General features: G+C 63.4%; 6 protein-coding genes and 1 pseudogene. 3 read left to right on the top strand and 4 right to left on the bottom strand.

What is annotated here, in order from left to right; translation table 11 throughout:
- Positions 1–253 precede the first annotated feature (253 nt).
- Positions 254–1,744, top strand: coding sequence for a sodium/proline symporter PutP (gene putP / locus BN1188_RS02340; RefSeq protein ID WP_040259612.1), 1,491 nt, complete (start codon positions 254–256; stop codon positions 1,742–1,744).
- Positions 1,745–1,817: 73 nt separating this feature from the next.
- The gene (locus tag BN1188_RS02345) at positions 1,818–2,654 is read left to right on the top strand and encodes a 23S rRNA (adenine(2030)-N(6))-methyltransferase RlmJ (protein ID WP_040259613.1); all 837 of its coding nucleotides are present in this window, start codon (positions 1,818–1,820) and stop codon (positions 2,652–2,654) included.
- 63 nt (positions 2,655–2,717) lie between these two features.
- On the opposite strand, the gene msrA is transcribed toward BN1188_RS02345, so the two are convergent.
- From msrA to aceE, 4 genes are all read right to left on the bottom strand, one after another.
- Positions 2,718–3,365, bottom strand: a complete 648-nt coding sequence (msrA, locus tag BN1188_RS02350; protein WP_040259615.1) for a peptide-methionine (S)-S-oxide reductase MsrA — start codon at positions 3,363–3,365, stop codon at positions 2,718–2,720.
- Positions 3,366–3,423: 58 nt separating this feature from the next.
- Complete coding sequence (locus tag BN1188_RS02355; protein ID WP_040259617.1) at positions 3,424–6,096, bottom strand: putative bifunctional diguanylate cyclase/phosphodiesterase; 2,673 nt, start codon at positions 6,094–6,096, stop codon at positions 3,424–3,426.
- A gap of 329 nt (positions 6,097–6,425) precedes the next feature.
- Positions 6,426–8,393 (bottom strand): dihydrolipoyllysine-residue acetyltransferase, encoded by a 1,968-nt coding sequence (aceF, locus tag BN1188_RS02360; protein WP_040259618.1) that lies wholly within the window; start codon positions 8,391–8,393, stop codon positions 6,426–6,428.
- Between the two features lie 11 nt (positions 8,394–8,404).
- The gene (aceE, locus tag BN1188_RS02365; protein ID WP_040259619.1) at positions 8,405–11,053 is read right to left on the bottom strand and encodes a pyruvate dehydrogenase (acetyl-transferring), homodimeric type; all 2,649 of its coding nucleotides are present in this window, start codon (positions 11,051–11,053) and stop codon (positions 8,405–8,407) included.
- Between the two features lie 504 nt (positions 11,054–11,557).
- On the opposite strand from aceE, the pseudogene glnE reads away from it, so the two are divergent.
- Positions 11,558–14,368: pseudogene (gene glnE / locus BN1188_RS02375) on the top strand (bifunctional [glutamate--ammonia ligase]-adenylyl-L-tyrosine phosphorylase/[glutamate--ammonia-ligase] adenylyltransferase); the annotation flags it as partial.
- Positions 14,369–14,378: the final 10 nt, after the last annotated feature.

Genomic DNA, 14,378 nt, shown 5'->3' on the forward strand with positions numbered 1-14,378 from the left:
ACGGGGTGCAACCGGGTGCAACCCAAAAAGGGGAACTATTTGTCCGGACGGCTGACTGGCCGAATATGATCAGAGGTTTCGCCCTAAAAAGGTGCGTTAGCCCGGAGTGAGGGTGTACTTAGGGACCTGTCTGATACTCCTGTAGGACTCTTCCTAAACTGCCCGTTCGCCCTTGTATCGATGTCGCTCGCCTCCCTAGGATGCCGCTCTCGGTGCAACCCTGGTGCACCTAATAAAAAGGGCAGGAGTACCCATGAGCCTGAGCAATCCGACACTGGTCGCTTTCACCATCTACATCGGTCTGATGCTGCTGATAGGCCTGCTGGCCTGGCGCGCCACCCGTAACCTCTCGGACTATATCCTTGGTGGTCGCCGCCTCGGGAGCTTCGTTACCGCCCTGTCTGCCGGGGCATCGGACATGAGCGGCTGGCTGCTGATGGGCCTGCCGGGGGCCATTTTCGTCAGTGGCCTGTCCGAGGTCTGGATCGCCATCGGCCTGGTCATCGGCGCCTACCTGAACTGGCGGCTGGTGGCGGGCCGCCTCCGGGTGCATACCGAGCATAATGGGGATGCCCTGACGCTGCCCGATTACTTCGCCGCTCGCTTCGAAGACCGGCACGGCCTGCTACGGGTGCTCTCGGCGGTTGTCATCCTGGTGTTCTTCACCATCTATTGTGCTTCCGGCATCGTGGCGGGGGCTCGCCTGTTCGAGAGCACCTTCGACCTTCCCTATGAAACCGCTCTGTGGGCAGGCGCGGCGGCCACCATCGCCTATACCTTCCTCGGTGGTTTCCTGGCGGTAAGCTGGACCGATACCGTGCAGGCTTCGCTCATGCTGTTCGCGCTCATTCTTACGCCCATTGTGGTAGTCCTGGCCAGTGGCGGCGTGGATACGGCGCTCTGGCACATCGAGGCCGCCAGGCCGGCCAGCTTCGATCTGTTCACCGGCACCACCTGGCTGGGCATCGCCTCGCTGCTGGCCTGGGGCCTGGGCTATTTCGGCCAGCCGCATATCCTGGCTCGCTTCATGGCCGCCGGCTCGGTGAAGGCGATCCATCATGCGCGGCGCATTTCCATGGCCTGGATGGTGCTGTGCCTGGCAGGCACCAGCGCGGTGGGCTTCTTCGGCATCGCCTATTTCGAGGCTTATCCTGATGCCGCGGTGGTGCTGAAGGACAACCCCGAGCGCATCTTCATCGAGATCACCCAGTTGCTGTTCAATCCGTGGATCGCAGGCGTACTGCTTTCCGCCATCCTGGCGGCGGTCATGAGCACTCTGAGCTGCCAATTGCTGGTGTGCTCCAGCTCCCTGACCGAGGACTTCTACCGGCATTTCCTGCGCAAGGACGCTTCCCAGCGTGAGCTGGTCTGGGTAGGGCGTGCCATGGTGCTGCTCGTGGCACTGGTCGCTATCTACCTGGCCGCGGACCCGGACAGCCGTGTACTTGACCTGGTCAGCTACGCCTGGGCTGGCTTCGGTGCCGCCTTCGGCCCGGTGGTCATCATTTCGGTGCTCTGGAAAGGCATGACGCGTAATGGCGCCCTGGCGGGCATCGTGACCGGGGCGGTTACCGTGGTGGCATGGAAACAGCTGATGAGCGGGACCGGCGTCTATGAAATCATCCCTGGGTTTGTCCTGGCCTGCCTGGCGATCATGGCAGTCAGTGCCGCTGGCCAGGCCGGTGATTCCGTAGCCAAGCGTTTCGAAGCCGCCAACCAGGCCTGGCGCGCCGCGCGTCGATAGGCGCCATCGGGCCCCTTGGCCTTTGGCTGGGGGGCCGCTGCGGGGTAAACTTGCCGCCCCTGCAGGAGTAACCATGAATTACCGCCACGCCTTCCATGCCGGCAACCATGCCGATGTCTTCAAGCACCTGGTGCTCAGCCGTCTTATCGCGCTGATGTCGCGCAAGGAGCAACCCTTCGCCTATCTCGACACCCATGCCGGGGTAGGCCTGTACGACCTGCATGGAGATCAGGCCAGCCGGACGGGCGAGTACCTGGAGGGTGTGTCGCGCCTGTGGGGCGCGCAAGAGGTGCCGGAGTTGGCGGCAGACTACCTGCGTATCCTGCGCAAGCTCAATCCCGACGGCACACTGCGTTACTACCCTGGCTCCCCTGAGCTGGCGCGCCGCCTGGCTCGCCAGCAGGACAGCCTGCAATTCAACGAAAAGCACCCCGACGACGGCCTGGCGCTCAAGGAAAACATGAAGCGTGACCCTCGCGTGGCGGTCCATCGCGGCGAAGGCTGGCACGTGCCCAGGGCCTTGCTTCCCACTCCGGAAAAGCGGGCGATCATCCTGGTGGACCCGCCTTTCGAGCAGCCTGATGAGCTTCAGCGTTGCGCCAAGGCCATGAAGGAAGCCATCGCTCGCATGCGTCAGGCGGTGGTAGTGCTCTGGTATCCGATCAAGGACGAAAGGGCGATGCGGCGTTTCTACCAGGAACTCACCAGCACAGGCGCGCCCAAGTTGCTCAAGGCGGAGCTTTTCGTCCATCCGGCAGACACCGACACTCGGCTCAATGGTTCCGGCCTGGCGATCAGCAATCCGCCGTGGGGGTTGGAAGAGGAGCTCCATGGCCTGCTGCCCTGGCTGGCGCAACTGCTAGGCCAGAGCCAGGGTAGCTGGCGGATGGACTGGCCCATTCCCGAATAACCCGCTACAGGGCCGGCCCCAACCCTGCTTATACGCGAAAGGCTGGCGCGCCGGCCGGCATGATCAGGCCGGCAGGCACACCCCGGTACCGCCAATGCCGCAATAGCCGCCTGGGTTCTTGGCCAGGTATTGCTGATGGTAAGCCTCCGCGTAATAGAACGCCGGGGCGTTCTGGATCTCGGTGGTGATTTCCGGGTGCCCGGCCTTGCGCAGTTCGCCCTGGAAGGCCTCCCGGCTGGCCAGCGCGGCGTGAAGCTGCGCTTCGCTGTTGACGAAAATCACCGAGCGGTACTGGGTGCCAATGTCATTGCCCTGGCGCATGCCCTGGGTAGGATTGTGGGACTCCCAGAATACTTTCAGCAGGGCTTCGTAGGAGGTTTCCTTCGGGTCGAAGACTACCATCACCACTTCGCTGTGCCCGGTCAGGCCCGAGCAGACTTCTTCATAGGTAGGATTGGGGGTATACCCGCCGGCATAGCCCACGGCTGTGGTATAGACGCCCGGCTGTTGCCACAAGCGGCGCTCAGCGCCCCAGAAGCAGCCCAGCCCGAAATAGGCCACTTCCAATCCGGCAGGGAAGGGCGCTTGCAGGGTGCGGCCGTTGACGAAATGTTCTTCAGGCACAGCCATGGGGGTTTCCCGCCCGGGCAGCGCTTGCTGCTGGGTCGGCAATTCGTTTTTGTTCACGAGGATCTCAGAGCGCAAGACCATGGCTTTCTCCGCAAAGGTTGGCGACAGACCCACAGTGTGCCCGAGCCGGGCGCGGCTGTCAGGCCATCGGGCCGCGGGGGTAGCGTTTCAAGGCGTCCACCAGTCGCGCCGAGGGGATAGGACGGTCGAACAAGTACCCCTGGCCCACGTCACAACGATGACGGCGCAGGAAGTTGAGCTGTTCGGCCGTCTCGATGCCCTCGGCCACGACCTTGAGCTTGAGGTTGTGCGCCATGGCGATCACGGCCGAGGTGATTTCCATATCGTCCTGGCTGGTGGGGATATCGTTGATGAAGCTGCGGTCGATCTTGATGATGTCGATCGGAAACTTCTTCAGATAACTGAGGGACGAATAACCCGTGCCGAAGTCGTCCATGGCCAGCGACAGCCCCAGGCCTTTGAGCTGCCCTAGCAGTTGGCGGGTATCTTCGGTCGCCTCCAGCAACAGGCCCTCGGTAAGCTCCAGCTCCAGCAGGCTTGGAGGCAGTCGCTCCTCGGTCAGGATCTGACTGATGGAAGCGACCAGGTCCGGGTCGGAGAACTGCTTGGGCGAGAGGTTGATCGCCACGTGCAGTGGACCATGGCCGGCGGCCGTCAACTGGCGGCTCATGCGACAGGCCTGGCGGACTACCCACTTGCCGATGGGAATGATCAGCCCGGTTTCCTCGGCCACACTGATGAACTGATCAGGGCGAATCATGCCTTTTTCAGGATGATTCCAGCGCAACAGGGCTTCCATGCCCAGCAGGCGGCCGGTGCGCAGGCAAAGCTTGGGCTGGTAGAACACTTCCAGCTCGTTCTGGGTCAGGGCCCGGCGCAGATTGTTTTCCACGAACAGCTTGTAGTTGGCCTCGGCATTGAGCACTTCGGTGAACACCTGCACCTGATGCTTGCCATTGGCCTTGGCCTTGTGCAGCGCCAGCCCTGCATTCTTCATCAGGGTCTGCGGGTCTCGCCCGTGCAGTGGCGCGCAGGCCAGCCCTACCGAGGCCGTGACGTTGATCAGCTGGTTATCCACGAACATGGGCTTGTCGAGGGTCTTGAGCACCTGCAGTGCCAGCTGCTGAGCGGCTTCGGGCACGGTGTCGTCCAGCAGTACCGCGAACTCGTTGCTGGCGAAACGCGCCAGGGTGCCGGACGGACTCAGGCTGTTGCGCAGGCGGCGGGCCAGGCTGATAAGCAGTTTGTCGCCAGTCTGATGACCAAGGCTGTCATTGATGCGCTTGAAGTTGTCGATGTCCACCAGCATCAGTGCCAGGGGCGTTTCTGCGTCGGAGGCGAAGCGCTCATCCAGAGAACGGATGAAGGCCGGTCGGTTGCCCAGATTGGTCAGATTGTCTGTATAGGCCAGGCGCTCGATGCGCTGCTGGGCCAGCTTGGTCTGGGTGATGTCCTCGTAAATGCCGATGTAATGGGTCAGTTCACGATGGTCATTGAAAACCTTGGATATGGAGAGCTGCCCCCAGTAGGGCTCAAGGTTCTTGCGTCGGCTTTTGAATTCGCCCTGCCAACTGTTGCTCTTGGCCAGGCTGGACGGTGCATCGAACAACAGTTCGCTTAGGTTCTCCAGCGCGGGAAGCTCGGACAGGCGGTGGCCATGGACCTCGTCCGACGTATATTGGGTGATTGCTGTAAAGCTTGGGTTTACGTACTCCACCACGCCGTCGCGGTTCACCAGCAGAAAGGCGTTGGCGCTTTGCTCGACCGCTCGCTGGAACAGGTGCAGGGCGCTGGTCGCCGCCCGGCGATCGTGATTGGAGATCACCTGGGCAAGCTGGTCGGCCAATTCATGCATGAAGGCGATATCGCTCGCCTGCCAGGCCCGTTTGCTCATGTGCTCCAGGCACAGCACGCCGACAGCCTGGCCATCCACGCGAATGCAGGCATCCAACACACTGGCCAGGCCACCTGGCAAGGCCTGCAAGGCAAGCTCGCTGGTAGCGGTTGGGCTTCCTGCCGGGCTGCGCCGCAGGCTTTGCAGGTAGGCTGAATAGCGTCCGGGTTCGACCTGCGTGGGCACATGGTGAGCCTGGGTCGCCGCGCGCCAGGCCATGACCGGGAGCAGCTTCTGCCCCTCTATCCGCCAGAGGCTGACGCTGTCGCTTTCACAGACTTCGCACGCGCCACGAGTAATAAGCTCTGCGGCTTCTCGCAAGGGATCATCGGTGGCATAGCGCAAGCGAGCCAGGCGCAGCATGAGGTCTTGCTGGGCCCGCATCCGTTCCAGCTGCCGGACAGGATCGGCTTGTAGCGCCAGTGCCGATTCCAGGTGCATATCCAGGCCTGCCAGGAGCGCCTGGGCGTCGGGCTTTCCCATGGCGAAGCTGTCCGCCACCGGTTCGTCGACCGCGAGCAGGTACCCGCGCAGCAATTGCCGGTTGTGCTGTTTGAAAGGTTCGCCCACCTCAAGAACATGGCGAGGACCATCGACGGCATGCAAGACGTAGCGGACCAGATAGTAGGCGCGCATGGCCAGCTGCGCCTGGATAGCATCGTGCAATCGATAGCGCGCCTCGGGCTCCATCAGGCTGGCATAAGGTGAGCCGATCAGTGCGCAAAGCTCAGAAGCCGGTAGGCCGAAGTCCTTCTCACAGGCTGGGTCCAGGTATAGGAGGGCCCAGTTCGCCTCGTTGAGCCGTTCGAAACGAAGCATACCCAGGCGCGACGGCACCGGAAGCTGCGTGACGACCTCGGCCGCCATGCGAGAGGCGGCATCCGGTTGGCTTTTCATCGAGAACTCGCTTGAGAAATACGGGTTACACAGATCCGTCTGATGATAATTGTCGCGTTCGGCAAGGTTGCATCATGCCGCTTCGGCTGACAAGCACAACAGTGGCTTAATGCCTTCATTGGTCGGCATTCACGTCAGTTATTTGCCACTTCAGTGTTCATCTATCGGCCAGGCGCAGTAAAACTGGAATTGCCGATATATTGGCGTCAACTCAGACAAGCCAGGACTGTCACTGGCAGGCTCAAAAAAAACCCCGCCAAGGCGGGGTCGAGGTTTCGAGCATAGCGGCTCAAGACAGATGCCATGCCCGCCTGGGCATGGCAGGGGCATTACAACAGCATCGCGCGGATATCGCCCAGCACGTCGCTCAAGCACTTGGTGAAGCGCGCGGCGGCGGCACCATTGATCACGCGGTGATCATACGACAGCGACAGCGGCAGCATCAGGCGTGGCTGGAAGGCCTTGCCATCCCATACCGGTTGCATGGCGGCCTTGGATACACCCAGGATGGCCACTTCAGGCGCATTGACGATCGGGGTGAAGCCAGTACCGCCGATATGCCCGAGGCTGGAGATGGTGAAGCAGGCGCCCTGCATGTCATCCGACGCAAGCTTCTTGGTGCGCGCCTTCTCCGCCAGGGCGGCGGCTTCGGCGGCCAGCTGAAGCAGGCTCTTCTGGTCCACGTTCTTGATCACGGGCACCAGCAGGCCATCTGGTGTGTCCACGGCGAAGCCGATGTGCACGTACTTCTTGCGGATGATCGCCTTGCCGCTCGGGGCCAGGGAGCTGTTGAAGTCCGGCAGCTCCTTGAGGAGGAAGGCGCAGGCCTTGAGCAGCAGCGGCAGCACAGTCAGCTTGACCCCGGCTTTCTCGGCCACCGCCTTCTGGGCCACCCGGAAGGCTTCCAGCTCGGTGATGTCGGCCTGGTCGAACTGGGTTACGTGAGGCACGTTGAGCCAGCTGCGGTGCAGGTTGGCGGCGCCGACCTGCATCAGGCGGGTCATCGGCACCTCTTCCACTTCGCCGAAGCGGCTGAAGTCCACGGTGGGGATAGGCGGAATACCCGCGCCCCCCGTAGTCGCGGCGGCGGCTGGCGCCTCCTTGGCCTTGGCCATCATGGTCTTGACGTACGCCTGCACGTCTTCTTTCAGGATACGACCATGTGGGCCGGTGGCACCTACCTGGGCCAGATCCACGCCAAACTCACGGGCCAACAGGCGTACCGCGGGACCTGCATGAACCTTGCCGCTGGGCGCGGTCACCGGAGCGGCAGCGGGGGCGCTGGCAGGCTTGGCGGCCGCCGGGGTCGTGGCCGCGGCCACCGGAGCCTGGGCCGCCTCTTTCGGCGTGGACGCCGCAGGCGCGGCGGCACCCGCGACTTTCAGCTTCAGGATAAGGTCGCCGGTACCGACTTCGCTTTCCAGCTGCGCGATCACGCTTTCCACCACGCCCGCTTCGGGGCAGGGGATTTCCATGCTCGCCTTGTCCGACTCAAGGGTAATCAGCGACTGGTCCTTCTCGACCTTGTCACCGGCCTTGACTAGCACTTCGATGACCTTGGCCTTGCCCGACGAGCCGATATCCGGCACGTGGATATCCTTGACGGTATCGCCGGCCGGCGCGCTGGCAGGTGCCGCCGCGGGTGCCGCCGCGGGTGCCGGAGCCGAAGCCGCTGGCGCGCTGGCCGCCGGCGCCGGGGTGGCAGCCGAAGCGCTGCCAGCGCCCTTGAGCACCAGGATAAGGTCACCGGTGCCGACTTCGTCGTTCAGCTTCACGCTGATGCTTTCGACCACGCCGGCAGCGGGAGAAGGGATCTCCATGCTGGCCTTGTCGGATTCCAGGGTGATCAAGGACTGATCAGCCTCGACGGTATCGCCGACCTTCACCTGGATCTCGATCACCTGGGCCTTGCCCGAAGAGCCGATGTCCGGTACGTGTACGTCCTGGCTGGCGCCACCGCCATTGGTGGCAGGAGCAGGCGCGGACGGCCGGGTTTCCTCGGCTTCGTCCGGAGCGCTGGCAGGCGCCGCCGCGGGGGCGGCCTGTTCGGCGGGCGCCGAGGCGCCCTCGACGTCCAGTTCCAGCAGTTCGTCGCCCTCCTTCAGGCGATCGCCCAGCTTGACCTTGATGGCCTTGACCACGCCGGCCTTGGGCGCGGGCACTTCCATGCTGGCCTTGTCCGACTCGAGGGTCACCAGGCTCTGTTCGGCTTCGATACGGTCGCCGACCTTGACCTGGATCTCGATTACTTCCCCTTCACCGCTGCCGATGTCAGGTACGCGAATAAGCTCGCTCACGAATGTTCTCCTCAGCAGTCCAGGGGGTTGCGCTTGTCAGGGTCGATGCCAAACCGGGCGATGGCTTCGGCCACGACCTTCGGTTCGATGTCGCCACGATCTGACAAGGCTTCCAGGGCGGCCAGCACGATGAAGTGACGATCCACTTCGAAGAAGTGGCGCAGCTTCTTGCGGCTGTCGCTGCGGCCGAAGCCGTCGGTGCCCAGGACCTTGAATTCCTTGCTTGGAACCCACTGGCGGATCTGCTCGGCGAACAGCTTCATGTAGTCGGTCGATGCGATGACCGGCCCCTTGCGGCCGCCCAGGCACTGCTCGACGTAGCTTTGCGCCGGTTTCTCGCCCGGGTGCAGGCGGTTGCTGCGCTCGACGGCCAGGCCGTCGCGGCGCAGCTCGTTGAAGCTGGTGACGCTCCATACATCGGCGCCCACGTTGAACTCTTCGCGCAGGATTTTCGCCGCCTCGCGCACTTCGCGCAGGATGGTGCCCGAGCCCAGCAGCTGCACATGGTGCGCCGCTTCGCGGGTATCGTTCTCCAGCAGGTACATACCCTTGATGATGCCTTCCTCGGCGCCGGCCGGCAGGGCAGGCTGGGCATAGGCTTCGTTCATCACGGTGATGTAGTAGAAGATGTCCTGCTGCTCTTCCATCATCTGGCGCATGCCTTCGCGGATGATCACCGCCAGTTCATAGCCATAGGTGGGGTCGTAGCTGCGGCAGTTCGGAATGGTCGCCGCCATCAGGTGGCTGTGGCCGTCTTCGTGCTGCAGGCCTTCACCGTTGAGGGTGGTACGTCCGGCGGTGCCGCCGATCAGGAAGCCCCGGGTGCGGCTGTCGCCAGCGGCCCAGGCCAGGTCGCCGATACGCTGGAAACCGAACATCGAATAGAAGATGTAGAACGGCAGCATCGGCTGGTTGTGGCAGCTGTAGGCGGTGCCGGCAGCGATGAAGGACGACATGGCGCCGGCCTCGTTGATGCCTTCCTCGAGGATCTGGCCCTTCTTGTCCTCGCGGTAGAACATCACCTGGTCTTTATCCACGGGTTCGTAGAGCTGGCCTACGGACGAGTAGATACCCAGCTGGCGGAACATGCCTTCCATGCCGAAGGTACGGGCTTCGTCCGGGATGATCGGAACGATGCGGTGACCCAGTTCCTTGTCCTTCACCAGTTGGGTCAGGATGCGCACGAATGCCATGGTGGTGGAGATTTCGCGATCACCGGAGCCATCGAGGATAGCCTTGAGGGTGTCGAGCGGCGGTACCGGAACATTGAAGCTCTTGCTGCGGCGCTGAGGCACGAAGCCGCCCAGGGCATTGCGGCGCTCGCTCAGGTACTTGGCCTCGGCGCTGCCAGGCTCGGGCTTGTAGAACGGCAGTTTTTCCAGGTCTTCGTCGCGTACCGGGATGTCGAAGCGGTCGCGGAATTTGCGCAGGCTGTCCACATCCACCTTCTTGGTGTTGTGGGCCGTGTTCTTGGCTTCGCCGGCACCGGTGCCATAACCCTTGATGGTCTTGGCCAATACAACGGTCGGCTGACCATTGTGGTTGTTCACGGCGTCATGGTAAGCCGCGTACACCTTGTACGGGTCGTGGCCGCCGCGGTTGAGCTTCCAGATCTCGTCGTCGGACAGGTCGGCGACCATCGCCTTAAGTTCCGGGGTGTTGAAGAAGTGCTCGCGGACGAACGCGCCGTCCTTGGCCTTGTAGTTCTGGTATTCGCCGTCGACGACTTCGTCCATGCGGCGTTGCAGGATGCCGTCGGTGTCCTTGGCCAGCAACGGGTCCCAGAAGCGACCCCAGACTACCTTGTTGACATTCCAGCCGCCGCCACGGAACACGCCTTCGAGTTCCTGGATGATCTTGCCGTTGCCGCGAACCGGGCCGTCGAGGCGCTGCAGGTTGCAGTTGATGACGAAGATCAGGTTGTCCAGCTTCTCGCGGCCGGCCAGGGCGATGGCGCCCAGGGATTCCGGCTCGTCGCATTCGCCGTCGCCCATGAAGCACCAGACCTTCTGCTTGCCGGCGGGAATGTAGCCGCGGGCTTCAAGGTACTTCATGAAGCGGGCCTGGTAGATCGCCTGGATCGGGCCCAGGCCCATGGAAACGGTGGGGAACTGCCAGAAATCAGGCATCAGCCAGGGGTGAGGGTAGGACGACAGGCCCTTGCCATCGACTTCCTGGCGGAAGTTGTCCATCTGCTCTTCACTGATGCGACCTTCCATGAAGGCGCGGGCATAGACGCCCGGCGAAGCGTGGCCCTGGAAGAAGATCAGGTCGCCGCCGTGCTCTTCGGTGGGTGCCTGGAAGAAGTAGTTGAAACCGATATCGTACAGCGTCGCGCTCGAGGCGAAGCTGGAGATGTGTCCGCCCAGGTCCGAGTCCCTGAGGTTGGTGCGAACGACCATGGCCAGCGCGTTCCAGCGAACCAGCGAGCGGATGCGGCGTTCCATGAACAGGTCGCCAGGCATGCGCGCTTCGTGGGTCACGGGAATGGTATTGCGGTATGGCGTGGTGATTGCGTAGGGGAGTTGCGAACCACTGCGGGTGGCCAACTCGCCCATGCGAGTCATCAGGTAGTGAGCGCGGTCTTCGCCTTCTTTGTCGAGAACCGACTCCAGGGCGTCCAGCCATTCCTGGGTTTCGACGGGATCGAGGTCTTGCATGGCTTGCTCCAGGGCGGAAAGGCCACCAGAATCGATGACCTGAGTTTGCGACTGGCCTTGTGGGCAGACGACATGAATTCTTGGATCACCGGTTGGTTGGCCCGGTGTCCTGTAGTTTTACTACAAATCCTTGTTCATTTCATGCACCGCAGCGACAGGGGGAAGAGGAATACCTCACATGCCGGGGTGTGTCTTGGGCATCCCTCGGTCGGCTAAAACCATCCGTGCATGTCGAAAATCGCCCGCGGAGGGATGCTTTTGAGGACTGCCACCAAAAATTATCCGTTTTCGGCTATTTTCAGCTTTTGTTGGACAGTCCGGCCAGCCGCTCGCTTCGCGGTTTCCCCCAGCCCCCTCGCCTGTAGGCGCCTTGAAGGATAGACCATGAGCCGTCCGCCCCTGATCCCATTACCCGACGTATTGCAGGCCCTGGCGGCCGATCGCCTGGCGCGCCTGGCGGAAGCCGGGGCCGTTCTCCAGGCTCAGGCGGATACAGAACCGTCGGGGCTACGCGAAGCCCTTGGACGCGTGTGTGCCTTGAGCGACTTCGTGTTCGAGCAGCTGCTGCGTGATCCTGGGCTCTGGCGGGAACTGGCCGACAGCGGTCAGCTGGCTCGGACCCTGGGCGAAGGGGAGTTGCGTGGGCAGGTGCGGGCTGCCCTGGCACGCTGCCAGGATGAAGACGCCCTCGGGATGGCCCTGCGTCGCCAGCGCAACCGTGAGCAGGTGCGCATCATCTGGCGCGACCTGCTTCGCGAGGCCGACCTGCAGGAAACCTGCAGAGACCTGTCCGAGCTGGCCGACACCTGCATCGATGAAGCCTACCAGTGGCTATACCCCCGCCATTGCCAGCAATTCGGCACGCCTATCGGACGGCGCTCCGGCCAGCCCCAGCACATGATCGTGCTGGGCATGGGCAAGCTGGGCGCGGGGGAGCTGAACCTCTCATCGGATATCGACCTGATCTTCGCCTACCCGGAGGGCGGCGAAACCGAAGGAGTCAAACGTGCGCAGGACAACCAGGCGTTTTTCATCCGCCTCGGTCAGCGGCTGATCAAGGCGCTGGACCCGGTGACCGCCGATGGTTTCGTGTTCCGAGTAGACATGCGCCTGCGCCCCTACGGGTCGGTCGGAGCCCTGGTACTCAGCTTCAACGCTCTGGAGCAGTACTACCAGGACCAGGGGCGGGACTGGGAGCGCTACGCCATGATCAAGGCCCGTGTAGTGGCTGGCGACCAAGCTGCTGGAGCCCAGTTGCTGCAGATGCTGCGTCCCTTCGTCTACCGTCGCTACCTGGACTTTTCCGCCATCGAAGCGTTGCGCACCATGAAGCAGTTGATCCAGCAGGAAGTGCGGCGCAAGGGCATGGCTGACAACATCAAGCTGGGCGCCGGTGGCATTCGCGAAGTGGAGTTCATTGCCCAGGCGTTCCAGCTGATTCATGGGGGCCGGGACCTGAGCCTGCAGCAGCGATCGCTCTTGAACGTGCTCGGCACTCTTGAGCGCCAGGGCTATCTGCCCGCGGAGGTAGTGACCGAGCTGCGCCAGGGCTACGAATTCCTGCGCTATACCGAGCATGCCCTGCAGGCCATCGCTGATCGCCAGACTCAAATGCTGCCTGACACCGAGCGGGATCAAATGCGCGTCGCCGCCATGCTGGGTTTTCGCGACTGGGCCGGTTTCCATGCCCAGCTCATGGCCTGGCGTGGACGCGTCGACTGGCATTTCAAAGGCGTGATCGCCGACCCGGACGAAGACGAAGGGCATGGCGAAGTGGTGGTCGGGGGCGAGTGGCTGCCCTTGTGGGAAGAACGACAAGACGACGAAGCGGCGATCAGGCAACTGGCCGAGAGCGGTTTCGCCGCCCCCGCCAAGGCCCTGGAGCGCCTGGCCAGCCTGCGCGCCAGCGGTCAGCTTCGGGCGATGCAGCGGATGGGCCGCGAGCGCCTGGATGCCTTCATTCCTCGCCTGCTGGCTCAGGCCAGCGAGCATGCCGAGCCTGATCTTGTGCTCGAACGCGTGCTGCCCTTGGTCGAGGCAGTGGCGCGAAGGTCGGCCTACCTGGTACTGCTGACCGAAAACCCCGGCGCGTTGCGCCAACTGCTCACCCTGTGCGCCGCCAGCCCCTGGATTGCCGAACAGATTACCCGCTTCCCGCTCTTGCTCGATGAGCTGCTCAACGAAGCGCGGCTGTTCCACCCACCCCAGGCCCCGGAGCTGGCGGCCGAATTGCGGGAGCGGCTGGCGCGGATCCCCGAAGACGACCTCGAGCAGCAAATGGAGGCCTTGCGGCACTTCAAGCTGGCCCATAGCCTGCGCGTGGCGGCTTCCGAGATCGCGGGCACCCTGCCGCTGATGAAAGTCAGCGATTACCTGACCTGGCTGGCCGAGGCCATCCTGGCCCAGGTGCTGGCCCTGGCCTGGCGCCAGACGGTCGCCCGCCACGGCACGCCGCGGCGCCCGGATGGCAGCCCCTGTGATCCGGGCTTCATCATCGTCGGCTACGGCAAGATGGGCGGGCTGGAGCTGGGGCACGGCTCGGACCTGGACCTGGTCTTCATCCATGACGCCGATAGCGTGGCGGAAACCGACGGGCCGCGAGCGATCGACGGCGCACAGTTCTTCACGCGGCTGGGCCAGCGCATCATTCACTTGCTCACAGCGCAGACCAACTCCGGGCAACTGTATGAGGTCGACATGCGCCTGCGGCCTTCGGGCGCGGCGGGGCTGCTGGTCAGCTCCCTGGGCGCCTTCGAGCGTTACCAGCAGCACGAAGCCTGGACCTGGGAGCATCAGGCGCTGGTGCGAGCGCGGGTACTAGTGGGGGGGCAGGATGTCGCCGTCGCGTTCGAAACCATCCGCGCGGCGGTGCTGGGTCGCGAGCGTGACCCCAAGGCTCTGGCCATCGAGGTGAGCGAGATGCGCGCCAAGATGCGCGACAACCTTGGCACGCGCCCGACGGCGGCCGGCCGAGCCGACAATGCCTTCGATGCTCACGCGGCCTTCGATATCAAGCAGGACGCCGGAGGTATCGTCGATATTGAATTTATGGTGCAATACGCGGCCCTGGCCTGGTCGCGCGAGCATCCCGCACTGCTGCGCTACACCGACAACATCCGTATCCTCGAGGGGCTCGAGCAGGCCGGGCTGCTGCCGGGAGGCGATGCCAGTCTCCTGCGCGAGGCGTACAAGGCCTACCGCGCCGTGGCGCATCGGAGGGCGCTGCAGAAGCAGGTCGCCGTGATCGCCGGCAACCAGTTCGTTGCCGAGCGTCGCGCGGTGATGCGGATCTGGGCCGAGCTGGGGCTAGGCTGATTGTGAGAAT

The organism is Pseudomonas massiliensis, from assembly GCF_000826105.1.
Lineage (GTDB): Bacteria > Pseudomonadota > Gammaproteobacteria > Pseudomonadales > Pseudomonadaceae > Aquipseudomonas > Aquipseudomonas massiliensis.